At 72.3% G+C, this 21,543-nt stretch carries 23 protein-coding genes, 1 tRNA gene and 1 pseudogene; 14 read left to right on the top strand and 11 right to left on the bottom strand.

Features of this window, described 5'->3' with window-relative positions; translation table 11 throughout:
* Positions 1–102: 102 nt before the first annotated feature.
* From LCH29_RS35730 to LCH29_RS35710, 5 genes are all read left to right on the top strand, one after another.
* On the top strand, positions 103–1,770 hold the full coding sequence (locus tag LCH29_RS35730; RefSeq protein ID WP_446465830.1) for an alkaline phosphatase D family protein: 1,668 nt from the start codon (positions 103–105) through the stop codon (positions 1,768–1,770).
* Between the two features lie 128 nt (positions 1,771–1,898).
* On the top strand, positions 1,899–3,860 hold the full coding sequence (locus LCH29_RS35725) for an FAD/NAD(P)-binding protein (RefSeq protein ID WP_446465829.1): 1,962 nt from the start codon (positions 1,899–1,901) through the stop codon (positions 3,858–3,860).
* A 141-nt stretch (positions 3,861–4,001) separates the two neighbouring features.
* Positions 4,002–4,481: a DoxX family protein gene (locus tag LCH29_RS35720; protein ID WP_446465828.1), complete on the top strand. Its 480-nt coding sequence runs from the start codon at positions 4,002–4,004 to the stop codon at positions 4,479–4,481.
* Positions 4,482–4,688: 207 nt separating this feature from the next.
* Positions 4,689–5,354: a DedA family protein gene (locus tag LCH29_RS35715; protein WP_446465827.1), complete on the top strand. Its 666-nt coding sequence runs from the start codon at positions 4,689–4,691 to the stop codon at positions 5,352–5,354.
* A gap of 110 nt (positions 5,355–5,464) precedes the next feature.
* Complete coding sequence (locus LCH29_RS35710) at positions 5,465–6,136, top strand: lytic transglycosylase domain-containing protein (protein ID WP_446465826.1); 672 nt, start codon at positions 5,465–5,467, stop codon at positions 6,134–6,136.
* Here the strand turns inward: LCH29_RS35710 and LCH29_RS35705 are convergent.
* Positions 6,117–6,899, bottom strand: coding sequence for an alpha/beta fold hydrolase (locus LCH29_RS35705; RefSeq protein WP_446465825.1), 783 nt, complete (start codon positions 6,897–6,899; stop codon positions 6,117–6,119). The two genes, LCH29_RS35710 and LCH29_RS35705, sit on opposite strands and share 20 nt — an antisense overlap.
* 265 nt (positions 6,900–7,164) lie before the next feature.
* On the opposite strand from LCH29_RS35705, the gene LCH29_RS35700 reads away from it, so the two are divergent.
* Both LCH29_RS35700 and LCH29_RS35695 read left to right on the top strand, forming a co-directional pair.
* A complete protein-coding gene (locus tag LCH29_RS35700; protein ID WP_446465824.1) occupies positions 7,165–8,166 on the top strand; it encodes an MASE1 domain-containing protein in 1,002 nt (333 codons plus the stop codon).
* Positions 8,167–8,432: 266 nt separating this feature from the next.
* On the top strand, positions 8,433–9,020 hold the full coding sequence (locus LCH29_RS35695; protein ID WP_446465823.1) for a histidine phosphatase family protein: 588 nt from the start codon (positions 8,433–8,435) through the stop codon (positions 9,018–9,020).
* Here the strand turns inward: LCH29_RS35695 and LCH29_RS35690 are convergent.
* The 3 genes from LCH29_RS35690 to LCH29_RS35680 form a co-directional block, all read right to left on the bottom strand.
* Positions 8,987–9,325 (bottom strand): hypothetical protein, encoded by a 339-nt coding sequence (locus LCH29_RS35690; RefSeq protein ID WP_446465822.1) that lies wholly within the window; start codon positions 9,323–9,325, stop codon positions 8,987–8,989. The genes LCH29_RS35695 and LCH29_RS35690 overlap by 34 nt on opposite strands.
* Positions 9,326–9,360: 35 nt before the next feature.
* Positions 9,361–9,873: a DinB family protein gene (locus LCH29_RS35685; protein ID WP_446465821.1), complete on the bottom strand. Its 513-nt coding sequence runs from the start codon at positions 9,871–9,873 to the stop codon at positions 9,361–9,363.
* A 210-nt stretch (positions 9,874–10,083) separates the two neighbouring features.
* Positions 10,084–11,010 carry a phosphotransferase family protein gene (locus LCH29_RS35680; protein ID WP_446465820.1) on the bottom strand — a complete coding sequence of 309 codons (927 nt, stop codon included), beginning with the start codon at positions 11,008–11,010 and terminating at the stop codon, positions 10,084–10,086.
* An 82-nt stretch (positions 11,011–11,092) separates the two neighbouring features.
* On the opposite strand from LCH29_RS35680, the gene LCH29_RS35675 reads away from it, so the two are divergent.
* Complete coding sequence (locus LCH29_RS35675) at positions 11,093–11,749, top strand: restriction endonuclease (protein ID WP_446465819.1); 657 nt, start codon at positions 11,093–11,095, stop codon at positions 11,747–11,749.
* 85 nt (positions 11,750–11,834) lie between these two features.
* Entirely contained in the window at positions 11,835–12,308 is a 474-nt protein-coding gene (locus tag LCH29_RS35670; protein ID WP_446465818.1) for a nitroreductase/quinone reductase family protein, read from the top strand.
* Between the two features lie 18 nt (positions 12,309–12,326).
* On the opposite strand, the gene LCH29_RS35665 is transcribed toward LCH29_RS35670, so the two are convergent.
* The 3 genes from LCH29_RS35665 to LCH29_RS35655 all read right to left on the bottom strand — a co-directional run bounded on the left by LCH29_RS35665 (position 12,327) and on the right by LCH29_RS35655 (position 15,054).
* Positions 12,327–12,692, bottom strand: a complete 366-nt coding sequence (locus tag LCH29_RS35665) for an MmcQ/YjbR family DNA-binding protein (protein ID WP_446465817.1) — start codon at positions 12,690–12,692, stop codon at positions 12,327–12,329.
* Positions 12,693–12,831: 139 nt separating this feature from the next.
* Positions 12,832–13,518, bottom strand: a complete 687-nt coding sequence (locus LCH29_RS35660) for an NUDIX hydrolase (protein WP_446465816.1) — start codon at positions 13,516–13,518, stop codon at positions 12,832–12,834.
* Between the two features lie 6 nt (positions 13,519–13,524).
* On the bottom strand, positions 13,525–15,054 hold the full coding sequence (locus LCH29_RS35655; RefSeq protein ID WP_446465815.1) for a hypothetical protein: 1,530 nt from the start codon (positions 15,052–15,054) through the stop codon (positions 13,525–13,527).
* Between the two features lie 216 nt (positions 15,055–15,270).
* Here LCH29_RS35655 and LCH29_RS35650 point away from each other — a divergent pair, with 216 nt between their 5' ends.
* Positions 15,271–15,942: an MBL fold metallo-hydrolase gene (locus tag LCH29_RS35650; protein ID WP_446465814.1), complete on the top strand. Its 672-nt coding sequence runs from the start codon at positions 15,271–15,273 to the stop codon at positions 15,940–15,942.
* 54 nt (positions 15,943–15,996) lie between these two features.
* Here LCH29_RS35650 and LCH29_RS35645 read toward each other — a convergent pair.
* A tRNA-Val gene (locus LCH29_RS35645) sits at positions 15,997–16,071 on the bottom strand.
* A 157-nt stretch (positions 16,072–16,228) separates the two neighbouring features.
* Here LCH29_RS35645 and LCH29_RS35640 point away from each other — a divergent pair.
* The 3 genes and pseudogenes from LCH29_RS35640 to LCH29_RS35630 form a co-directional block, all read left to right on the top strand.
* Positions 16,229–17,485, top strand: a complete 1,257-nt coding sequence (locus LCH29_RS35640) for a hypothetical protein (protein WP_446465813.1) — start codon at positions 16,229–16,231, stop codon at positions 17,483–17,485.
* A gap of 87 nt (positions 17,486–17,572) precedes the next feature.
* Positions 17,573–17,794: an FmdB family zinc ribbon protein gene (locus LCH29_RS35635; protein WP_446465812.1), complete on the top strand. Its 222-nt coding sequence runs from the start codon at positions 17,573–17,575 to the stop codon at positions 17,792–17,794.
* A gap of 89 nt (positions 17,795–17,883) precedes the next feature.
* Positions 17,884–18,450 (top strand): annotated as a pseudogene (locus LCH29_RS35630) (DUF4383 domain-containing protein); the annotation flags it as partial.
* A gap of 307 nt (positions 18,451–18,757) precedes the next feature.
* Here the strand turns inward: LCH29_RS35630 and LCH29_RS35625 are convergent.
* Both LCH29_RS35625 and LCH29_RS35620 read right to left on the bottom strand, forming a co-directional pair.
* Positions 18,758–19,369, bottom strand: coding sequence for an O-methyltransferase (locus tag LCH29_RS35625; protein ID WP_446465878.1), 612 nt, complete (start codon positions 19,367–19,369; stop codon positions 18,758–18,760).
* A 91-nt stretch (positions 19,370–19,460) separates the two neighbouring features.
* On the bottom strand, positions 19,461–19,928 hold the full coding sequence (locus tag LCH29_RS35620; RefSeq protein ID WP_446465811.1) for a hypothetical protein: 468 nt from the start codon (positions 19,926–19,928) through the stop codon (positions 19,461–19,463).
* 96 nt (positions 19,929–20,024) lie between these two features.
* Here LCH29_RS35620 and LCH29_RS35615 point away from each other — a divergent pair, with 96 nt between their 5' ends.
* Positions 20,025–20,696 carry a DedA family protein gene (locus LCH29_RS35615; RefSeq protein WP_446465810.1) on the top strand — a complete coding sequence of 224 codons (672 nt, stop codon included), beginning with the start codon at positions 20,025–20,027 and terminating at the stop codon, positions 20,694–20,696.
* On the opposite strand, the gene LCH29_RS35610 is transcribed toward LCH29_RS35615, so the two are convergent.
* Positions 20,665–21,525: an HAD family hydrolase gene (locus LCH29_RS35610; RefSeq protein ID WP_446465809.1), complete on the bottom strand. Its 861-nt coding sequence runs from the start codon at positions 21,523–21,525 to the stop codon at positions 20,665–20,667. The genes LCH29_RS35615 and LCH29_RS35610 overlap by 32 nt on opposite strands.
* Positions 21,526–21,543: the final 18 nt, after the last annotated feature.

Genomic DNA, 21,543 nt, shown 5'->3' with positions numbered 1-21,543 from the left:
CGGCTGACCGGCTGACCACCCAGCGGAACCGTAACGCCGCCTCCGACGTTCCGTACCGTACGACGCGTACGGTACGGACGCGGAGCGACGGAGGAGGGCCGGATGGCCGGGCTGCGCCTGGGACCACTGCTGCGGCACGTGGACTGGGAGACGGGGACGGACGCGACCGTCTGGGTGGAGGCCGACCGGCCCTGCGACGCCGAGGTGCGCTGCGCCGACGGCGCGGGCGGCACGGCCCGCACCTGGCAGATCGCCGGACACCACTACGCGCTGATCCCGGTCAGCGGGCTGCGGCCGGGCGCCGAGACGGCGTACCGGGTGCTGCTGGACGGCGAGCAGGTGTGGCCGCTGCCGGACTCCCGCTTCCCGGATTCCACGATCCGCACGCCGGACGTGTCCGGGAACTCCGCCTCGGGTCCCGTGCGGGTCGCCTTCGGCTCCTGCCGGTGGGCCGCGCCGCCGTCCGACGCCTCGCACGACCCAGTGGGCCCCGACGCCCTGGACACCCTCGCGCACACCCTCGCCACCTCGCCCGGGGCCGCGCGCCCCGACGTGCTCGTCCTGCTGGGCGACCAGGTGTACGCGGACGAGACGTCCGCCGAGACCCGCCGCTGGCTGGCGACACGCCGCGATCTGTCGGAGCCGCCGGGCGACCAGGTCGCGGACTACGAGGAATACACGCGGCTGTACTACGAGTCCTGGCTCGACCCCGAGGTGCGGTGGCTGCTGTCCACCGTGCCCAGCTGCATGATCTTCGACGACCACGACGTCATAGATGATTGGAACACCAGCGAGGCGTGGCTGAACCGGATGCGCGGCACGCCGTGGTGGCGCGAGCGCATCCTGAGCGGCCTGATGTCGTACTGGGTGCACCAGCACCTCGGCAACCTCTCCCCCGCCGAACTCGCCGCCGACGGGCTGTATGCGGCGGTGCGGGACAGCAAGGACGGTACGGAGGCGCTGCGGGCCTTCGCCGCCCGGGCCGACGCCGACCCCGCGTACACCCGGTGGAGCTACCGCCGCGACTTCGGCCCGGTGCGGCTGCTGATGGTCGACACGCGCGGCGCCCGCGTGCTGGGCGAGGGCGCGCGGGAGATGGTGGAGGCCAAGGAGCTGGCCTGGGTGCGGCAGCAGGCCCTGGACGGGGCCGGGACGTACGACCACCTCCTCATCGGCACCTCCCTGCCCTGGCTGCTGCCGCACTTCGTGCACGACGTGGAGGCGTGGAACGCCTCGGTGTGCGGCGGGCGGCGCGGGGCGCGCTGGGCGCGGATCGGCGAGGATCTGCGGCAGCGCGGCGACTTGGAGCACTGGGCCGCCTTCCCCGAGTCCTTCGCCGCCCTGACCGATCTCATCGCCGAGGCCGGCGAGGGGACCGACGCGCCCGCCACGATCAGCGTGCTGTCGGGTGACGTCCACCACGCGTACATCGCCGAACCGGACTGGTCCCGCTGGCCGCGCCGCCCGGTCAGCGAGGTCCGGCAGCTGACCTGCTCCCCCGTGCACAACAGCATCCACGCCTCGATCCGCGTCGGCTTCCGCTTCGGCTGGAGCCGGGCGGGCCGCGCGCTGGGCCGCGTCTTCACCCGCCACGGCCGCGTCCCGGCGCCCCGGCTGAGCTGGCGCAAGACGGGCGGCCCCTGGTTCGGCAACCAGCTGATGACCCTGACGCTCCAGGGCAGATCCGCGCAGCTGCGCCTCGACCAGGCCGTCCAGGCCCCGCAACCCCATCTGGTCACGCCGCTGCGGACGTCCTGGCCGGAGGGCTAGGGAGCCTTCCCCCGGACGGTGATGTGACCGGCGTCGGGGTCGAGGACCGCGGGTGCCGCCGGAGTGATACGGGACACAACGGAGGGGGACGTTCCGGCCCGCGGGTGGAAACCCGCGGAGCGAACGGCATGATGGGCGAAATCCTGCGTCACATCTGCCCCGGGAGAAACACCTTGGCCGGAGACCCCCACGCCATAGCCATCGTCGGGGCCGGTCCCCGCGGCACCAGCGTGCTGGAGCGCCTCTGTGCCTCCGCGCCGGAGCTGATACCGGGGACCAGGCTGACCGTGCACCTCGTGGACCCGTCCCCGCCGGGCGCCGGGCGGGTGTGGCGGACGGCACAGCCGCGCGAGTTGCTGATGAACACCGTCGCCTCCCAGGTGACGCTGTTCACCGATGACAGCGTCGAATGCGACGGACCGATACGCACCGGGCCGAGCCTGTACGAATGGGCCACCACCGGCGACGACGCCCCCGCCCCTTCCCTCGCCCCGGACGACTATCCGAGCCGCGCCCTCTACGGCCACTACCTGGAGTGGGTGTTCGCCGAGGTCGTCCGCACCGCCCCCGGCACCGTCACCGTCCGCCCGCACCCGGCCCGCGCCATCGGCCTGGAGGAGACACCGGACGGCATGCAGACCCTGGCCCTCGACGACGGCACGCGGCTCGATGGACTGCGCGCCGTCGTTCTGGCCCAGGGCCATCTGCCCCGGACCCCGGACGCGACGGAGAAGCGGCTCGGCGCCCACGCGGCCCGCCACGGACTGCGCTACTACCGGCCCGCCAACCCCGCCGATGTCGACTTGTCGTCCATAGAGCCCGGCGAGCCCGTGCTGCTCCGCGGCCTGGGCCTCAACTTCTTCGACCACATGGCGCTCCTCACCGAGGGCCGCGGCGGTTCGTTCACGACCGTCGAGGAAGGGCTGGTCTACCGCCCCTCGAGCCGCGAGCCACGGCTGTACGCGGGTTCGCGCCGTGGCATCCCGTACCACGCCCGCGGCGACAACGCGAAGGGCGCGCACGGCCGTCACACCCCGTTGCTGCTGACCCCGGACGTCCTCGACACCTTCCGCAAGCGGGCGGACTCCGGCGATCCGCCGGACTTCCGCGCGGAGGTGTGGCCGCTGGTGGCCAAGGAGGCCGAAACCGTCTACTACGAGGCCCTGCTGTCCCGCCAAGACCCGGGCACCCCACCACACTTCCGGCGTCACTTTTTGGCCACTTCCCACGGCTCCTCCGAAGAGGCCGATGTCCTGCTGGCGTTCGGTATTCCGACAACCGGGCGATGGTGCTGGGAGACGATCTCCCAGCCCCACCGCGAACAAAACTTCACCACGCGTGACGCCTTCCGGCGGTGGCTGCTGACGTACGCACGTGCGGACGCGGCCCACGCCCGGCTCGGCAACGTGGCCGGTCCGGTCAAGGCCGCGCTCGACGTCCTGCGCGACCTCCGCAACGAGGTGCGGCTGATCGTCGACCACGGCGGGCTCTCCGGGGTCTCGCGCCGGGCGCATCTCGACCGCTGGTACACCCCGCTGAACGCGTTCCTGTCGATCGGCCCGCCGCGCCGCCGGATCGAGGAGATGGCCGCGCTGATCGACGCGGGGGTGCTCGACATCCTGGGTCCAGGTCTGGACGTCACGGCCAAAGCACCTGATGGCCCGTCAGATCGACCGGGCTTCGCCGCCCGCTCGACCCTCGTTCCCGGCCCTCCGGTGATCGCCCGGACGCTGATCGAGGCGCGGCTGCCGGAGCCGGATCTGCGCCGTACCGCCGACGCACTGCTGAGCGGACTGCTGCGCGACGGGCAGTGCCGACCGCACCGGGTGGAGGGCTACGAGACGGGCGGACTGGACGTCACCCCGGCCCCGTTCCGGATCGTGGACGCGCAGGGGCGCCCGCATCCGCGCCGGTTCGCGGTCGGGGTGCCGACGGAGGGCGTGCACTGGGTGACCGCGGCGGGGGCGCGCCCCGGCGTGAACTCCGTCACCCTGTGCGACACGGACGCGGTGGCGCGGGCGGTGCTGCGTCTCGCGGCGGCGCCCGAGCCGCACCCGAAATCCGCGCCGATGTGCGCCGCGGGACTCTGAGGAGCGGCCCCGGACACAGCCTCGAAGGCCCTTCCCGGGTCCCCACATTGGCAGGTTCTTGAACTTGCAACAAAAGATGAGGGGAACCTAACCTGTCGGTCCGTTGTTTCTCCGTCCCCAGGAACAAGGAGCAATCCCCTCATGTCTCCCGACACCTCCCCCCGCTCGCTCGACGGCCTGCTGGAAACCGGCAGGCCGTACGTGCTCTCCCTCTTCCGGATCGTCGTCGGCCTGCTCTTCTTCTGCCACGGCGCCTCGTCGCTGCTCGGCTGGATGGGCGGCGCGATGGGTACCGGCAAGACCGTCGAGGCGGGCGCCTGGCCCGGCTGGTACGCCGCGGTCATCCAGCTCGTCGGCGGCGCCCTGGTGATGCTCGGCCTCGGCACCCGCATCGCCGCGTTCATCTGCTCGGGCTCCATGGCCTACGCGTACTTCCACGAGCACCAGCCGGAGAAGCTGTGGCCGCTCCAGAACGGCGGCGAGGCCGCGGCCATGTTCTGCTGGGCGTTCTTCCTCATCGTCTTCACCGGCCCCGGCCCCTGGGCACTGGACCGGATCTTCGGCTCGTCCCGCGCGTCCGCGGCGGCCGCCGAACCGCAGCGCCAGCCGAGCGCGGTCTGACCCCCTGGAGTGTCAGATCTGTGAACGTGCGGTGAATCGCGCCATGCGGGGCCACGTGCCCCGCATGGCGCGATTCGAACAGCATCGTCACCCCTTACCGGTATCCTCGACGGTCACAGGCGTACGCTGTATGGCTGTACAGGCCGCTCCCGTCCGCCCCGCGCGGACGAGACGCGGCGGCGGGGGAACGGGATCGGGAGAAGAACGTTGTTGGAACATTTGGGGTCGCTGACCAACACCCCATGGATCTACGCAGTCATCGCCATTTCGGTCCTACTCGACGTGTTCCTGCCCGTTCTGCCGAGCGGCTTCATCGTCATCACGGCCGCCACAGCCGCCGCGGGCACCACCGTCGACCCGGTCGGCGTGGTGCGCCAGGCGGACGCGGCCGACTTCCCCGCGATGTTCGCGCTGCTGCTGTGCGCCGCGACCGCCTCCGTCCTCGGCGACATGGTCGCCTACCGGCTGGCGTGGCGCGGCAGCGACCGGCTCGACCGGGCCATCGCCCGCTCCCGCCGACTCACCTCCGCGCAGGAGAAGTTGGGCACCGCGCTGGTGCGCGGCGGCGGTCCGCTCGTCGTCATAGCCCGCTTCGCCCCCGCCGGACGGTCCGTCGTCAGCCTGAGCGCGGGCGCCGCCCACCGTCGGGTGACGGAGTTCCTGCCCTGGTCGGTGGTGGCCGGTCTGGCCTGGGCCGCGTACAGCGTGGCGCTCGGCTACGTCGGCGGCCAGTGGCTCGGCGCCGGCTGGCTGGGCACGGCGGTGTCGGTCCTCGCGCTGTTCGCCGCGGGTGCGGGTGCGGCGTATGTGATGAAGCGTCCGGCCGAGGACGAGCCCGGACAGCTCGCGGGCCCCGTCGCCACGGCGCCGTAGAGTCGCACTCCGATTACGGATCATCCCGCGATTGCGGTTACGGTCCTCCCCATGCGACTCATGCGTCCCATGCGTCACTTCGTCCCCCCGGTCCCGGCACCGGCCCCGGCATGCTGAGCCGTGCGGCCGGGATGTTCGCGGCGTTCGTCGCCGGCCTCGCGCTGGTCGTCGCCGCCGTCCTCGTCGTACGGCAGATCATGGCGTCCTCCGAGCCCGAGCTGCCCGTCGTCCCGGACGCGCGGCGCCCGATCGTGGAGCGGGCGGCGAAGGTCTGCTCGGCGCTGAGCGTGCCGCTGCTGGCCGCGCAGATCCACGCGGAGAGCAACTGGCGGCCGGACGCGGACTCCGGACACGCCCAGGGCATCTCGCAGTTCGCCCCGGACACCTGGAAGGAGTGGGGGCGGGACGGCAACGGCGACGGCAAGGCCGACGTCTGGGAACCCCGGGACGCGATCCCCGCCCAGGCGCACTACATGTGCCACCTGTACGGCGTGGTCGGCGAACTCCCCGGCAACCGGACCCGGCTCGCCCTGGCCGCGTACAACGCGGGACCGGGCGCGGTGGTGAGGGCGCGCGGCATCCCGACCATCCACGAGACCCGCGGCTACGTGGACCGCATCGTCAACACGCTGCTGCCCCAGTACCGGAAGAGCGAGAAGCGCTACCAGCGGAGCGAGGCGAAGCGCAACCGCGCGCGCTCCGCCTCACCGTCCGCCTCCGCCTCGTCCTCCCCCAGCCCGCCCGCGCCCCTCTCCGCACGGACTACCCGCCGGCGGCTATGAAGTCCTCCACGGCCCGGACGAGTTCCAGCGGCGTCTCGTCGGCGGGGTAGTGCCCCGCCGACGCCAGCTCGACCAGATCGGCATTGGCGTACCAGCGCAGCCACGTCCGGCGCATCACCTCCGCGGTGAGCGCCGGATCGTGGGCGCCGACCACCACCCGCACCGGCAGCTGGGAGCCGTCCACCTCCTCGTGGAAGTCCTCCAGCGCCCAGGAGTCCAGCCACGCCCGGAACGCCTTGGCGTCGCTGTGCTCCAGCGAATGCCGCACCATCAGATCGAGCCAGGCGTCAGGATGACGGCCGCCCGTGGTGAGGTCGATGATCGCCCGACGGCTCTCGGGCCGGTCGGCGGCCGACGCGAACAGCTCCCACTGCTCACCTTCCATCGGCACCCCGCTCGCCGGTACGGGAGCCACCCCGACCAGCCGCTGGACGCGGTGCGGGGCCGCCGCCAGCACGCGCTGGACGACGGCGCCGCCCATCGAGTGCCCGATCAGCGAGAACCGCTCCCACTCCAAATGGTCGGCGAGCGCGAGCAGATCCCGGCCCGCCTCGCTGGTGGTGTACGCGCCGGGGACGTCACGCGCCTCCCCGTAACCGCGCAGATCGGGCAGTACGTAGGTGAAGGCGCGCCGGTCGATGTGCGGCAGCATCGCGGCGTAGGCGGCGCGGTCCGAGAACCAGCCGTGCACCGCCATGACGTGGTGCGGTCCTTCGCCGACGGTCTCATATGGTGGAACGAGGGGTGGAACAAGCGGTCCCATGGCACCTCCGGTCCCAGTCGAATGCGGGCACGCGGCGCGCGCCCGCTGGTGGACAACGGTGGCGTCTCGCGCGGAAGTGGGCAAGCCCGGTGCGCATATGCGCCGGGTGTCCCCCGTACGGGTCACCCATACGGCCCACCGTGACGGCGCGCCCTGAGGGTCTCGGCGGCTCACCCTGACGGCTCGCGCCGGGGCTCACCCGTACGGCGGGCCGCCCGCGCCGCTCAGCGTGTCCGGTCGTACCCGCCGAGCCGCCCGTAGTGTCATGACCGCTGTGGTGCGCGACGGCGGGGACGAGAGCGGCAGCGGGGTGCCGCGGAGCCGCACCCCCGCATCCCCGCGCACCGCCCTCGTGGCCCTCGCCGTGGCCGCCGTCTACTACGCGGGCGCCCAGCTCGGTCTGCTCCAGGAACTCGTACGCGGCCAGGTCACCCCGCTGTGGCCGCCCACCGGCATCGCGCTGGCCTGCCTGCTCCTGCTGGGCCCGCGCAGCTGGCCCGGGATCACCCTCGGCGCCCTCGCGGTCAACGCCCCCATCGGCCCCGCGCCCCTCGCCGTCCTCGCGATCGTCGCGGGCAACACCCTGGCCCCGCTGTGCGCGTATCTGCTGCTGCGGCGGGCGGGCTTCCGTACGGAGCTGAACCGGCTGCGGGACGCGCTGGCCCTGGTCTTCCTCGGCGCCCTGGCCGGAATGCTGATCAGCTCCACGCTGGGCACCGCCGTCCTCGTCCTCGCGGACGCCCTCCCCGCGAGCGCGTTCTGGCCCACCTGGTCGGTCTGGTGGACCGGGGACGCGATGGGCGTCCTGGTCGTCACGCCCCTGCTGCTGGCCGCCCGCCGGGCCCGCCTCCCGCGCGGCGTCAGCCCGTACCGCTGGCTGGAGGCGGCGGCGCTGCTGCTGGGCACGGCGGGCGTCATGCTGGTGGCCACCCGCTCGGCCGCCAGTCTGCTCTTCCTCGTCTTCCCCTTCCTCATCTGGGCCGCGCTCCGCTTCCAGCTCCCCGGCGCCGCGCCCTGCTCGCTCATCGTCACCGTCCTCGCGATCCAGGCCACCGCCGAAGGCGTCGGCCCCTTCACGGGCCACTCGCTGCTGGCGCGGATGGTCACCCTCCAGGCCTTCAACGGCTCCACGACGCTGACCGCCCTCCTCCTCGCGGCGATCATCGCCGAGCGCGACCACACGCGGCGGCAGATCGAGCAGGTGTGCGTCCAACTCGCCGAAACGGTGGTGCGGCTGACCCCGGACGAGCCGGAACCGGGCCGCTAGGGGGTGTCTTGTCGATCAGGCCGGATCAGCGAGCGGCGTCAGGGGGCACCTCCCGGCGGTAGCTGGGGGAGCGGTACATCTCAACCCGCGTGAGGAGAGCGCAGGGGGCACCTCGGGGAGCGACGAGCGCGGGGCCGCGAGGTGCCGCCCGCCGCGGCAGCGGCTGATGTCACAGCGGCGTCGGGAACCCGGCATGATCGGCGAGACACCCCCTAGGAACGGCATCTACCCGTCCGTACGCTCACACCCGGCTTCCGAAGGAACCCATGACCGCGACGGCAACCCGCCACCTCTATCTGACCCGGCACGGCGAGGCGACCCCGGACGAGCGCGCGCTGACGGACGACGGCCGCCGCCAGGCCGTCCTGCTCGGCAAGCGGCTCCGGAACGTACCGCTGACCGCCATCCACCACGGCCCGCTCCCGCGCGCCGCCCAGACGGCACGCCTGATCGCCGCCCAGCTCGACGCCGTACCCGCGCACGCCTGCGAACCCGCCGGGGACTACGTCCCGCATACACCGGAGCGCGACGAACTCCCGCCCGAAGCCGCCGACTTGCTCCTCGACTTCGTCCACCGCGTCCCCGCGGACGAGCGCGCCCACGGCCCGCGACTGGCCCACGAAGCCCTGGAACGCTTCACCGGGCCGGTGCCCGGCGCCGAGGACCGCCACGAACTGGTCGTCACCCACACCTTCCTCATCGGCTGGCTCGTCCGGGCCGCGCTCGACGCACCGCCCTGGCGCTGGATGGGCCTCAACCACGACAACGCGGCCCTGACCGTCCTCCGCTACCGCCCGGGCCTCCCCGTCTCCCTGGTCTCCTACAACGACACGTCCCACCTGCCCGCCGTATAACCGGCCGCCCAGGGGACCGGGCAGGGCGAGGCGTGCGCGGGATCCGGGCAGACAACCCGGGTCAGCGCCTCGCGCAGTGCGTCCATCCGCGGGCGCCCGGCCCGCACCCCGACCCGGACCTCATGCACCCGCCGCTCCCCCGGATCGGCACCCGGATACTGGCACCGCCACTGGTGCGGCAGCTCCTCGTACAGCTCGCGGTCCGCCACCGCGACCACCGCCAGCTCGTACGCCTCCGGGCCCTCGTCCAGCAGCCGCCGGAACCCGTCGACGATCCGCGCGAGGTCGTCCTCGGTCGCGTACACCCCGATCCGTAAGACGAAGTCATCTACCCCGGTGCTCAGTAGTACCCCCTCCCCCCGTCGATCAGCTCCCGCATCGCGTCCATGTGACCGGCGTGCCGGGCGGTCTCCTCGATCATGTGGAACAGGATCCACCGCACCGAAGCGGCGGCGTCGGACAGCGTCGGATGCCGCCCGACGTCGTCCAGCGCATGCTCCGCGATGATCGCGTCCGACACCGCGCACTGCTGCTCGTACTCGGCGAGCAACCGGTCCAGCGGAACCCCCGCCACCCGCATGTCCGCGTCCTCGACCCCCTCCTCGAACCGCGGCCCCTCCGCCGCCCGGCCCATCAGGACGATCTCGAACCAGAGGTGCTCGACCCACCGCATATGGGACACCACACCGGCCATCGTCATCAGCGGCGAGGCGGGCAGCACCGCCCGATGGGCATCCTCGGGGGACAGCCCCTCACACTTCCAGTGGACGATCGACCGCTGCATGTCCAGCCAGCCGACCAACTGCGTCCGCTCATCGGCCCCGTACGCGGGCCGTACCCGTGCAGGAATCATGCCCGCCGACGCTACCCCCTCCCCCTGCACCCCGCACCGGAGTTTCCGTGCGGGCGAATGAGTACCGGACGAAGGCCGGACCCGTGCTGTAGGGCCCGGCCTTCCGCATCCGAGTCACGTGCAGCCCAGCAACGTGAATAAGGACAGGCATCACCGTACGGCTCCCCACCGACAACCGCGGGAGCCTGTGGATAACCCCACCCCCACGGGTCACGGGGCCGCTGACAGTTCCTCGTGCAGCCCTTCCAGGGCGGTGTGGTCGTCCTCGCTGCCGGTGTGCGGAGCGGCGAACCAGCGGGCGTACTCGTCGATCTCGGACAGCCGCCAGTCCAGCGCGAACAGCTCGACCATCGCGGGGTCGGCGTCCAGGCGGTCGCCCGCGTCCGCGGTGAGGAGGTCGGCGTAGTCCCGCTCGCGCGGTGCGAGGGCCAGCGACTCCCAGTCGACCAGCCTCAGCCCGTGGGCGTCCACGACCTGGTTGTCGTTGTGCGGCTCGCCGTGGGTCGGCACCCAGGAGCCCTGGTGCGCGAGGGCGAGGTCGGCGAGTTCGTGGTACCGGCGCGTCCAGTGCGTGATCGCGTCGCCGTGGTCGGCGAGCGCGGTGCGGGCCTCCTCCGCCAGCGGGCCGGACGTCCAGGGCCGGACGGCGGTGCGGGCCCGCAGCTCGTCGGGGAAGCCGGGGCCGACGCGCGGGGCCCAGCGCCGCAGGCCGTCCGGGGGCGCGGCGCCGTGCAGCGCGGCCAGCGCGGCGAGGACCTCCCGCAGGTGGCCGGGCTCGCGCGCCTCCGCCTCCGTCGGGGTCCGCCCCTCCAGCCACGGCGTCACGCTGAGCATTCCGGCCCCGACGTCGGCGGTGAACCGCCCGGACCGGGCGGGCAACGGCGCGCACACCACGTCCAGCCCGGCGCCCGCCAACGCCGCGGCCCCCGCGTAGGCGGCCTCCAGCGACGCGGCGGTGTGCCGGGGCTCCAGTTGGTCCAGCGTGACGAACAGGGTCGTCCCACCACCGGCCACCCGCCAGTGGTGGGCGCCGAATCCCCAGGGCAGATAGCCCACCTCGGCGACCTCGGGCAGCCAGTGGGCGGCGACCGCACGCGCGACCGCGTCGTCAGTGAGGAAAGAGGGACGGGACAACATAAGGCCCACCCTAGAAACGACGCGCGTCGCCGTCACCGGAATTTCCCCGGCTCGCGAAGGGGAGAGAGGGGAGAGAGACGTGGTGACGACACGACGTGGACGTAAGCGGTCCTTACCCCGCGGAGCCTGGCCCACCGGCGCCGCACTGCTGCTCATCCTGGCCCTGACCTGGGACGCGGTGTGGCCGTACGTCCTCGGAGCGGTCCTCGTGGCGCTGCTCGGCGGCGCCGTCCGGTGGCTGCGTACGACCCACCGCACGACGGTCGCCGGACATCGCGCCTGGCAGGCCGAGGAGGAGAACAAGGCGCGCGAGCGCTCCATGGCCGAGGTCGACGCCATGACGTGGCAGCGGTTCGAGCTGTACGTCGCGGAGCTGTGCCGCCGCGACGGCTGCACCCAGGTCGTCGTCTCCGGAAAGTCGGGCGACCTGGGCGCCGACGTCACCGGCCTGATGCCGGACGGCCGCCGACTGGTGATCCAGTGCAAGCACTACGCGGCGCACCGCACCGTATCGAGCGGGGACATGCAGAAGTTCCTGGGCACCGCGAAGGCCGAACACGGCGCGGACGTCGCGGCCTTCGTCACCACGGCCGACTTCACGCGCGCGGCCCGGGCCCTGGCCGTGAAGCACGGCATCCTCGCCCTGCACCGCAACCTGCTCGGCGCCTGGGTCAGGGGGGCCACGCTGGAGTCCCTGATCCCGCTGAACGGAGCGGGCAGCGGCCCACCGCGTCGTTGAGGCGTTGTCAGTGCTGGGAGGACACCCCTAGGTTGGCGAGCGGACGATGTTCGACGGGACGAGCGCGAGGAGGAGTCCGTCACCCATGGCTCGCACGCGATGGCATCCGCCGGAGCGCTTCTTCAACGCCGCGAACCGCGTGGTCCGGCCGCTTCTCCGATCCCGGCTGCACCCGCTCGTGAGCGGCCGGATCATGCTGCTCACGTACGAGGGCGCCAAGACCGGGCGTACGTACGCGATTCCCGTGGCGTACTACCGCCCGGCCCCGGACGAGGTGTGGGCCTTCGGCGCGCGGACCGGCTGGATGAGCAACTTCCGGAACCGTCGCACCGTACGCCTGCGGCTGCGCGGCCGGGAGGTACGCGCCGAGGCCACGGCCGTCGAGGACCGGGAGCAGGTGGCGCGCCTGCTGGAGGAACTCGTCCAGCGCAAGGGCCCCGGGGCGATCCGGGACCCGTTCGTCGGCTTCCCGCGCGACCGCCAGCCGACGCACGAGGAGGCGCTGGCCGCGGCGGACCGGGTACGTATCGCGCGCTTTCACCTGTCGGCCAAGCCCTGAAGGCTCGGTGCCCGGGCCTCAGGACCGGTCGAGTCGAAGCCGCTCGGCCCTCGGCAGCCCCGCGACCACCAGATCGTAGGAGTCCTCGATCAGCTCCCGGACCAGCTGGTCCGGAAGGCCGCCGTCCACCGTCACCGTGTTCCAGTGGCGCTTGTTCATGTGCCACCCCGGCACGATCAGCCCCGGGTGGTCCTCGCGCAGCCGCATCGCGGCCTCCGGCTCGCACTTCAGGTTCACCGTGAGGGGACGCGCGTCCAGGGTCGTCAGCGCGAAGATCTTGCCGCACACCTTGAAGGCCGAGACCTCCGGCACCCGGGGGAAGGGGAACTCCTCCGCGGCCGCGTTGAAGGACACGCAAAAGGACCGCAGCTGCTCGGGGGTCACTCCAGGTCTCCTCGATCTCGGCCGTTCGGGATGGCACCACAGCTCTACCAGCCCCGCGGTGGACTCTGCCACATCTTCCACCATGGGCCCCGGCACACGCCCACCGTCCATCCGTCCCGGCCGACGCACCCCGCCTCCGTCACGGGGTGTCGTCGTCCGGGTCTTTCGCGAAAAGGCCGGCCAGCCGGGCGCGGGTGACCACGGCGATGGTGAAACCATCGGTGATGTCTCCCTGGCCGATCAGCTCCTCCGCCCGACTGAAGGGCATCACGACGGCCCGTCGGATGCCCTCCGCCCTGTCCAAGGTCCCGACTCCGGGGATGCGAGCCGCGTACAGCTCGGTGTGGCCACCGAGTAGTCCGCTGTCGGCGTGGACCGTGCCGAGCGGGATCAGGTCCCCGGCCCGGACGCCCAGCTCTTCCTCGAGTTCCCGGATCGCATTCGCCGGTCCGCCCTCCCCCTCTTCCCCCATGCCGCGGGGCGCCTCCAAGTGCCAGGCTCGGGTGGCGTGCCGGTAGTGCTCGACCAGGACGATGTCGGAGCCGGTGCCGATCAGCGGCAGGACCACCACCCCGGGGGCGCCTCCCGCGGACAGCGTCCGCACATACAGGCCCAGGCTGCCGTCAGGGAAGCGAACGGCGTCGCGAACGACCGTGATGAACCGGTCGGCGTACACCACACCGACCGGCTCATCGGACCCGGTGCTGCGCCGGGCCGCCTCGATATCGACCGGGTCGAGCAGGATCTCGATCCCGCCCGGCACGTTGACGAACATCTCGGGATGCTTCCGGCGCAGGTCCTCGTAGGACGTGTCGGGAGACTTCACGGTGCTTCAGTACTCCAGTACATCGTCGTTCTCCTGGATGGTGGTCGAACTGGTGGCCGATGGAGCGACGTGGTTCTCCGTATATCCCGGAAGCCTCCGGGCCAGATCGCGGAACTCGTTCCACTCACGTTCGCTGTCGAGCCGGACGGAGGCGATCTCGCGGGCGAATTTCTGCTCCCGCTGTCCGGCCGCCCGATTACGCAGGATCATCTGCACGGAACCACCGAGCGACCCCACCGACGTGGCTCCGAGGCTCGCTGCCACGGACCACCCCTCGGCACCGGTCAGCGCGGTGAATACCGCCCCGCCCACCGTGAGGACGACTTCGAGGACAGGTGACCACTTGTTCGCCTCGGCCTGGGAACCCCGACGGGCCTCGACAAGCCGGACGATTTCGGAATTGAGCCGGACGTAGCGATCGAATACGTCTCCGACATGGGAATGGAAGGCGGCGGGGTCGGCCGTCAGCGAACTGAACGCTTCCATGTAGCGATGCCACGGCCCGCTCTGCCGAAGCGACCAGATGTCTTCGAGGGCCAACGTGTCGATTTCCGAGGGGGTGAGGCGGTCCTGAACGGTGGAGAACGCCTGCCGCTGGAGGAACTTCACCAACTGCTCGGGGTCGCGAACGGTAGCGCCTGCCGAAGCGACGCGTACGTCCCGCCACTCCTGTAACGCCACCCGGCGCAGACTTCCGGTCGGAGTCAGCGGATACATGCCCAGGGCGTCCGCGAGATTGACGTTGTAGATGAGGTCCAGCAGGTGCTTGACCTCGGCGGAGAAGGGCTTGCTGCCGTCATACCTGCCTTCGGAGACGGGCGAACCGTCCACGCACACGAACTCCTCGTACAACAGGTTCCGGGTGACCGCGGCGTCGCGGATGCGCTGCCTGTTGCTGAACTCGACGACCTCGCCGACCCGCTCCACGAACGCCGGCACCTTGTCGTTCGGCACACCCACCTGAGAGGCGAGCAGCGGGAGGTCCTTCGCGGTCAGCCCCTGCACCCGGGCGGCGAACGGGTTGATCAGAGCGGACCTGCTGTCCCTGGCATTCTCCTGGTCGTTCCAGGACAGACGGACGCAGGTGACCTTCTCCGTGGCAGGCATCTCCGCCAGGGTTTCCCGCCAGGCATCGAAAGCGTCCTCGTCCAGATCCACGCCTTGCGGGCGGTCGGTGGGCTCCCGCTCCCTGAGCAAGAAGGGCACCAAGGAGCTGTCCGCCAGCAGCTTCTGATGAGCCCTCCTGGCTTCTCCGCCGTCGACCAGATCACGGCTCACGGCAGGGTTGTTGTAGAAGAAAACCCTGTTCACAACAACCTGCCGAGTATTGATGAGGCTACGGAAGTACTCGGCTCGCACTTGGTCGTTACGGAGATCCTGGATATCCCGCAGGGACTTGCCTTTCGCGATCATCTTTCGCGTCAGGTCCGCACTGACCCACTGGTTGTCCAGCGACTGCGCGATGACCGCCCCCGGATCCAGATTCTCAGGACGCGCGCGGGTCAGCGCGCCTTCGCCGTCATGGCTGCCACTCATGATCTCTCCCCCTGACTCAAGGCCCCACGGATGGAATCCGTTCTCGGGCGGGATCGGCCCCAAAACGCCGAATCGCCGAGCAGAGAGCAATCTGCCCAGAACCACCTGCCGCCAAGCTGACCCGTGCAGCAGACACCTTGTCGGCGGTGGCCGCCCTCACTCTGCCCTCGGCGAAGGACCGGACGACCGTGCGGGCGGTCGTGCAGGCTGCGTCGTATGGAGGTCATCGAGGTACTACCGCGCCTGCGCATGCTCCGCTTTCCCGTGGGGGCCGCCTACCTGTGGCGGGACGGCGACGAGCTGACCCTCATCGACACCGGGACGGCCGACTGCGCGGCGGGCATCGAAGCCGCCCTGGACGGGGCATTGCGGCGGATCGTGCTGACGCACTGGCACGAGGACCACACCGGCTCGGCGGCCGAACTGGCCGAGCGGCACGGCGCGGAGGTGGTCGCGCACCGGCTGGAGGCTCCGGTGATCCGGGGTGAGGCGGTCGGGGCGCCGCCGGTGCTGGAGGAGTTCGAGGTGCCGATCAAGGCGGCCGTCCCGCCGCTGCCGCCCGCGCCGCCGTGCCGGGTGGACCGCGAGGTCGAGGACGGCGATGTGCTGGCGTTCGGCGGCGGCGCGACGGTCGTCGCGGTGCCCGGGCACACGGACGGCTCGCTCGCGCTCCACCTGCCCGGGCCGCGGGTGCTGTTCACCGGCGACGCGGTCGCCAACGTCGGCCGGACCATGCTGGGCGTCTTCAACACCGACCGCGCCCGGGCCATCGCGTCACTGCACCGGATGGCCGAGCTGGACGTCGACACGGCGGCCTTCGGCCACGGCGACCCGATCACCCACGGCGCCGCGGCCGCCTTGCGGGAAGCGTCGGCCGCGGCCACGTGACGTTTACGGTGCGTGAAAAGACCCCCAGCCGGGACCGGCTGGGGGTCTTCGGGGTGGTGGGCGCAGACGGGTTCGAACCGCCGACATCTGCCTTGTAAGGGCAGCGCTCTACCGCTGAGCTATGCGCCCTGAGCGAGCTGTCAGCCTACCTTGTTCGCGGGGTGGCGCCGCAATCCGGTTCGGGGTGGGAAGAAAGCCGGAGACGCGAACCGTACCGACCTCTGTGTTCGTCCCTGGTGGGTGGGAGAATGACATCCGGGCCCGGGCGATCCAATGGGAGAGGTAAGTGGCGGCGACACCTGCGCGGCGGTGGTTCGGGGGACGCGGGGAGAGCCAGCGGGCGGAGGCGCAGGCGGCGAAGGATGCCGCGGCGGACGCGTTCTACGAGCTGGACACCGCGCAGCGGGATCTGCGGATCTCGATCGAGACGATCACGGCGGTGGACGACTCCCCCGCCGCCCGCCGGGCCGCCGCCGACTTCGCGGCGCTCGGGCAGCGGATCGACCAGGTCAGCCACGGCTACATCACCGCGGTGGACGCGCATGACCTGGACCGTGACGGGCTGGACGCGGCGGCGGCCGGGCGGGCGCGGGCGGAGCTGACCCGGGCGCGGGACGAGCTGCGGCGGACCAAGGCGGACCTGGACCGGTTCGGGCAGGGGCTGGGGTCGCTGCTCCAGCAGGCCGAGACGCAGCTCGCGCGGCTCGCGCCGGCGGTGGAGCGGGCGCGGCAGGCGCTGCTGGCAGCCACGAACGCGCTGGACGAGGTGCGCGGCTCCGGGCTGCGGGCGGACGATCTCGCCGCGCGGCTGGCGGCGCTGTCGCCCGAGCTGACCAAGCTGAACCAGGGCGCCGGGCAGCACGGTGTGCAGGAGACCATCCGGCGCGCGGACGATGTGCTGCGGCGGGCGGAGGCCGTCCGCGGGGAGGCGGAGCGGCTGCCGGAGCGGGCGGCCGAGATAGACCGGCGGCTGGTGTCGCTGCGTACCCGCGCCCAGGCGATCACCACCCGGGCCGCCCAGGTGGAGCCGGTGCTCAGTGAGCTGCGCCGCCGTTACAGCGCGGCCTGCTGGCAGGACCTCCAGTCGGTGCCCGGGCAGGCGGCGCGGGACGTGGCGCAGGCGGAGGCGAAGCTCGGCGAGGCGCGGACGGCGCGCGAGGAGCAGCGCTGGCCGGACGCCACGGCCCTGCTCGGTACGGTACGGGCGCTGCTGAACACCACGGACGAGGCGGTGTCGGCGGCCGGGGACCGGTTGCGGCGGCTGGACGAGGTGTCGTTCAACCAGGACAAGGAGATCGAGCGCACCCGTTTCGCGATCCGCGACGCGCAGCGGCTGGCGATGGCCGGGCGCAGCACCCCCGACCCGCGCCACGCCCGCCCGCTGGACGACGCGGTGGCGCGGCTGGAGCGGGCGATCGCGGGGCTGGAGGGGCGGCACCCGGACTGGTGGCACTTCCTCACCGAGACGGAAGCGGTCCGGCAGACGGCCGCCCGGGTGGTGCAGGAGATCCGGGATGAGCTCGGGGGCGGGGCCGGGCACTGAGCCGGGGCGGCCGGGCACTGAGCCGGGGCGGGACCGGGCACTGAGAAATGGGGTTCTGGGGGCGTTCGGGCTGGTTATGCTCCTGACATGCCTCGCTACGAATACCGCTGCCGCGCCTGCGGGACCACCTTCGAGCTGAACCGGCCCATGGCCGAGTCCTCGGCGCCCGCCTCGTGCCCGGACGGGCATGACGACACGGTGAAGCTGCTGTCGACCGTCGCCGTCACCGGCGGCTCCGCCGCCTCCTCGGCGCCCGCGCCGCCCGCCGGTGGCGGGGGCGGATGTTGCGGGGGCGGGTGCTGCGGCTGATCCTGGGAGGTACGTCATCGGGGGTGCGTATACGGCACGTACCCCCGCGTACCCACCGCGGGTACGGCCTCGCCGGTTAGGAGGCCGACATGGCTACTGGCCGCCCCTCCCCCATCGGTCCGCACCCCGCCGGCACCGCCCGGCACTTTCCGGAGCGGATCGGCGGGCACACCAAGCTGGATGAGCATCTGCCGGTGGACCACCGGCTGAGCCGGGTCTATCGCCTCGGTGCGGGGCTGATGGGCCTGGTCCTGCTCGCCTTCGGGATCCTCGGGCTGACCGACAACATCGGGTTCTTCGACACCGGTGGCGCGACCGTCGCCGAGCTGAACACCAACGGTGCGCTGAGCGTGCTGTCCATCGCCATCGGGGGGCTGCTGTTCGTCGGCATGGTCATGGGCGGCAACTTCGCCTCGACGCTCAACATGGTGCTCGGGCTGCTGTTCCTGCTGAGCGGGTTCGTCAATCTCGCGCTGCTGGAGACCAGCTTCAACTTCCTGGCCTTCCGGCTCCAGAACGTGCTGTTCAGCTTTGTGGTGGGCCTGATGCTGATGTGGTTCGGGATGTACGGGCGGGTCAGCAGCAAGCTGCCGCACGACAACCCGTACTGGATCTCCCGCCACCCCGAGCAGGCCCGGCGCGAGGCCCGGGCCCGCGAGATCCTGGCCGCCCGGCGGCGGGCTGCGGAGGGCGGCGCGGAGCAGCCGGGGCGGCCGGAGCAGCCGGGGCGGCCGGAGCAGCCGGAGCAGCGGAGCGCGGTGGACCGGGCGGGGGGCGAGGAGGCCGTCGACCGGGCAGCCGACCAAGGACAGCCGCCGCCAGGGAAGTGGGGGAAGCTGGACCGGGCGCCGGACGAGGCCACGGCCCCGCCCGAGGCGGCCGCCCCGCCCCCGCCCGGCCGGGCCCACCGGCACCGCTGGCCCCACCTCCCCCGCCGCCACCGCGGCGCGGGCGCGCGGCAGGTCAGCGGCGGCGAGCCAGGGTCAGGCCGTCGGCGATCGTGAGCATGACGGCCTCCATGCGGTCGTCGGCCGCCACGTGGTCGTTGAACTCCTTGATCGCGGCGCCACCCCCGGTGGCCGCCGGGTCGACGACGTCACCGTGGTAGAAGACGTTGTCCGCGACGATCAGCCCGCCCGGGTTCAGCCGCGGCACCAGCTCCTCCCAGTAGGGGATGTAGTTGCCCTTGTCCGCGTCGAGGTAGGCCAGGTCGATGTGCGGCTCGGCGGGCATCGCGCGCAGGGAGTCCAGGGCGGGCGCGATCCGCAGGTCGATACGGTCGGCGACGCCCGCCTCGGCCCACGCCGCCCGCCCGTACGCGGTCCACTCGTCCGATACGTCGAGGGCGACCAGGGTGCCGTCGGCGGGCAGGGCCTGTGCCATGGACAGCGCGGAGAAGCCGGTGAAGGTGCCGACCTCCACGATGTGGCGGGCGCCGGTCAGCCGGACCAGGAACGCCAGCAGCGGGCCCTGTTCCTCGGCGGACTGCATCCCGGCGTACTGCGGCAGCTGGGCGTGCGTCACCTCGACCAGCTTGCGCTGTACGGGGTCGAGCGGCGGGTTGTGGGCCAGCATGTAGCCGTACAACTCGCTGGTGATCGGAGTGCTCTTGCTCTCGGCCACGAGGTGGGTCTCCCTCTCTTGCCGGACTTCTGTCCGGGGGCGTCTAGCTTCCCAGGTAGCGCAGTACCGCCAGAACGCGGCGAGAGTATCCCGAGCTGCCGAGCACGGGCACGCCCCACAGCAGCAGCGAGCCGAATCCGGCGCCGATCGCGGCCAGCACCGGCACCACGCCGCCGAGGAGGCCCAGCGCCCAGCGCGTGGCGACGTAGCGCAGGGCCTGCTCGCCGCCGTACTCGGGGGTGATCCGGGCGTCGAGGAACCGGGCCAGCCTGCGGCGTTCCGCCTCGGTGAGCCATCGGGCGCCTGCCGTCAGCGGGCGCAGAACGCGGGCGCGCGGCCGGGCGCGCGGCCGGGTGGTCGCCCGGGTGGTCGGCCGGGTGGTGACGCACAGCAGGGTCAGCCCGGCGGCCACGGTGTACAGCAGCTCGGCGACGGCGGTGCCCGCGCCGATCAGCAGCCCGGCCACCAGCCGCAGCCCGTGCCGTAACCACTTCCCCGCCGATGTCCCCATGGACCGCAACGCTAGCCGCCGCCACCCACCCGCACACTGAGGATTTCCGCAGGGTGTGGCTGCGGTGCGGGCCCGTACGACCGGGCGGTCGGCCTCATGGTCCGGCGGGTGGGCCGATTCCTACCGTTCCGTGCCATGACCGATCGCATCACCGACTGGGCCACCGGCCTCATGGACGCCCTCGGGGCGCCGGGCGCGGGCGCCGCCATCGCACTGGAGAACCTGTTCCCGCCGCTGCCCAGCGAGGTGATCCTGCCGCTCGCCGGGTTCGCGGCGGGTCAGGGGCGGATGAACCTGTACGCCGCGCTGCTGTGGACCACGGCCGGTTCGGTCGTCGGCGCGCTCGCCCTGTACGGGGTGGGCGCGCTGCTCGGCCGGGACCGGACCCGCGCGATCGCCGCGCGGCTGCCGCTGGTCAAGGCCGCCGACATCGACCGGACCGAGCGGTGGTTCCTGCGGCACGGCACCAAGGCGGTCTTCTTCGGCCGCATGATCCCGATCTTCCGCAGCATGATCTCGGTACCGGCCGGCGTCGAGCGGATGCCGGTCCCGGTCTTCCTCGCCCTCACCACCCTCGGCAGTCTGATCTGGAACGCGGCGTTCGTGCTGGCCGGTTACGCGCTCGGCGACCACTGGCACCGGGTGACGGACTACGTCTCGGCGTACTCCAAGGCCGTGCTGGGCGCCGCCGCACTCGCGGCACTCGGCTTCGCCGTCACCCGGCTCGCGGCGCTGCTCAGTCCCGGCCGCGGGAAACGGCGCGGATGACCTCGCGGCGGGCCTTCGCCCAGTGCAGGGAGGCGTGTTCGGACAGGGCGCGGGCAATCGCCTCGCCCGCCGCGACGCCCTGCTCCTCGACCGCCGTGACCTGCGGGGCCGTCCAGCCCGCGGTGGCCAGTTCGCCGTGTCCTGGGCGCCAGGCGTGGTCGGCGGCCTCCAGCAGGTCGGCGTCGAGGAAGGAGTCGCCCGCGGTGAGCACCTCGTCCGCGCCGGTGCGGCGCTTGACCTCGGCGAGGGCCGCGCTCTTGGTGAGCGGCTTCGGAACGGCGTAGATCTTGCGGCCCTGGAGCGAGACGGTCCAGCCGCGCGGCTCCGCCCACACCGCCAGCTCCTTGACGTAACTCCGGGGCAGCAGCTTCCGCTCCACCACGAGGTACGCGAACAGGTCCTCCGCGACCCGCTCCTTGAGCAGCCAGGCCGGGTCGGCGGTGGCGGTGAGGTGGGCGCGGACCTCCTCCAGCGGGGCGCAGGCGTCGGCCAGGGCGTCGCGCACGCCCGCGTGCCACTCGGGGTCGGACTCGCCGTCGACCAGCAGATGGCCGCCGTTCGCGCAGATCGCGAAGCGCGGGGGCGGGCCGGGGAGATGGACCCGCCGGTACTGCTCGGGGGTGCGGGTGGTCGTCGGTACGAAGACGGCGGTACGGCCCAGCTCCGCGACCAGCCCGGCCGCGGCCTCCGTCAGATACGACAGGGGCTTGCCCTGGTACACCTCGACGCACAGCAGCCGGGGCGCCTCGGCGTCGGGCATGTCGAGGCCGAGCGCCGCCGCCGAGTAGATCAGCGTGCGGTCGAGATCGCTTGCCACCAGAACGGTCATCGGGCCGCCTCCGCCGGG

It is taken from the genome of Streptomyces sp. BRA346 (assembly GCF_052851135.1).
This window is presented reverse-complemented; position numbering and strand designations above follow the sequence as displayed.

What these genes read in the sequence shown, in the direction of transcription:
- LCH29_RS35730 (WP_446465830.1), top strand. Translation starts at nt 103, where the DNA reads ATGGCCGGGCTGCGCCTGGGACCACTGCTGCGGCACGTGGACTGGGAG.
- LCH29_RS35725 (WP_446465829.1), top strand. Translation starts at nt 1,899, where the DNA reads ATGATGGGCGAAATCCTGCGTCACATCTGCCCCGGGAGAAACACCTTG.
- LCH29_RS35720 (WP_446465828.1), top strand. Translation starts at nt 4,002, where the DNA reads ATGTCTCCCGACACCTCCCCCCGCTCGCTCGACGGCCTGCTGGAAACC.
- LCH29_RS35710 (WP_446465826.1), top strand. Translation starts at nt 5,465, where the DNA reads ATGCTGAGCCGTGCGGCCGGGATGTTCGCGGCGTTCGTCGCCGGCCTC.
- LCH29_RS35705 (WP_446465825.1), bottom strand. Translation starts at nt 6,899, where the DNA reads ATGGGACCGCTTGTTCCACCCCTCGTTCCACCATATGAGACCGTCGGC.
- LCH29_RS35700 (WP_446465824.1), top strand. Translation starts at nt 7,165, where the DNA reads ATGACCGCTGTGGTGCGCGACGGCGGGGACGAGAGCGGCAGCGGGGTG.
- LCH29_RS35695 (WP_446465823.1), top strand. Translation starts at nt 8,433, where the DNA reads ATGACCGCGACGGCAACCCGCCACCTCTATCTGACCCGGCACGGCGAG.
- LCH29_RS35685 (WP_446465821.1), bottom strand. Translation starts at nt 9,873, where the DNA reads ATGATTCCTGCACGGGTACGGCCCGCGTACGGGGCCGATGAGCGGACG.
- LCH29_RS35680 (WP_446465820.1), bottom strand. Translation starts at nt 11,010, where the DNA reads ATGTTGTCCCGTCCCTCTTTCCTCACTGACGACGCGGTCGCGCGTGCG.
- LCH29_RS35670 (WP_446465818.1), top strand. Translation starts at nt 11,835, where the DNA reads ATGGCTCGCACGCGATGGCATCCGCCGGAGCGCTTCTTCAACGCCGCG.
- LCH29_RS35655 (WP_446465815.1), bottom strand. Translation starts at nt 15,054, where the DNA reads ATGAGTGGCAGCCATGACGGCGAAGGCGCGCTGACCCGCGCGCGTCCT.
- LCH29_RS35650 (WP_446465814.1), top strand. Translation starts at nt 15,271, where the DNA reads ATGGAGGTCATCGAGGTACTACCGCGCCTGCGCATGCTCCGCTTTCCC.
- LCH29_RS35635 (WP_446465812.1), top strand. Translation starts at nt 17,573, where the DNA reads ATGCCTCGCTACGAATACCGCTGCCGCGCCTGCGGGACCACCTTCGAG.
- LCH29_RS35625 (WP_446465878.1), bottom strand. Translation starts at nt 19,369, where the DNA reads ATGCTGGCCCACAACCCGCCGCTCGACCCCGTACAGCGCAAGCTGGTC.
- LCH29_RS35620 (WP_446465811.1), bottom strand. Translation starts at nt 19,928, where the DNA reads ATGGGGACATCGGCGGGGAAGTGGTTACGGCACGGGCTGCGGCTGGTG.
- LCH29_RS35615 (WP_446465810.1), top strand. Translation starts at nt 20,025, where the DNA reads ATGGTCCGGCGGGTGGGCCGATTCCTACCGTTCCGTGCCATGACCGAT.
- LCH29_RS35610 (WP_446465809.1), bottom strand. Translation starts at nt 21,525, where the DNA reads ATGACCGTTCTGGTGGCAAGCGATCTCGACCGCACGCTGATCTACTCG.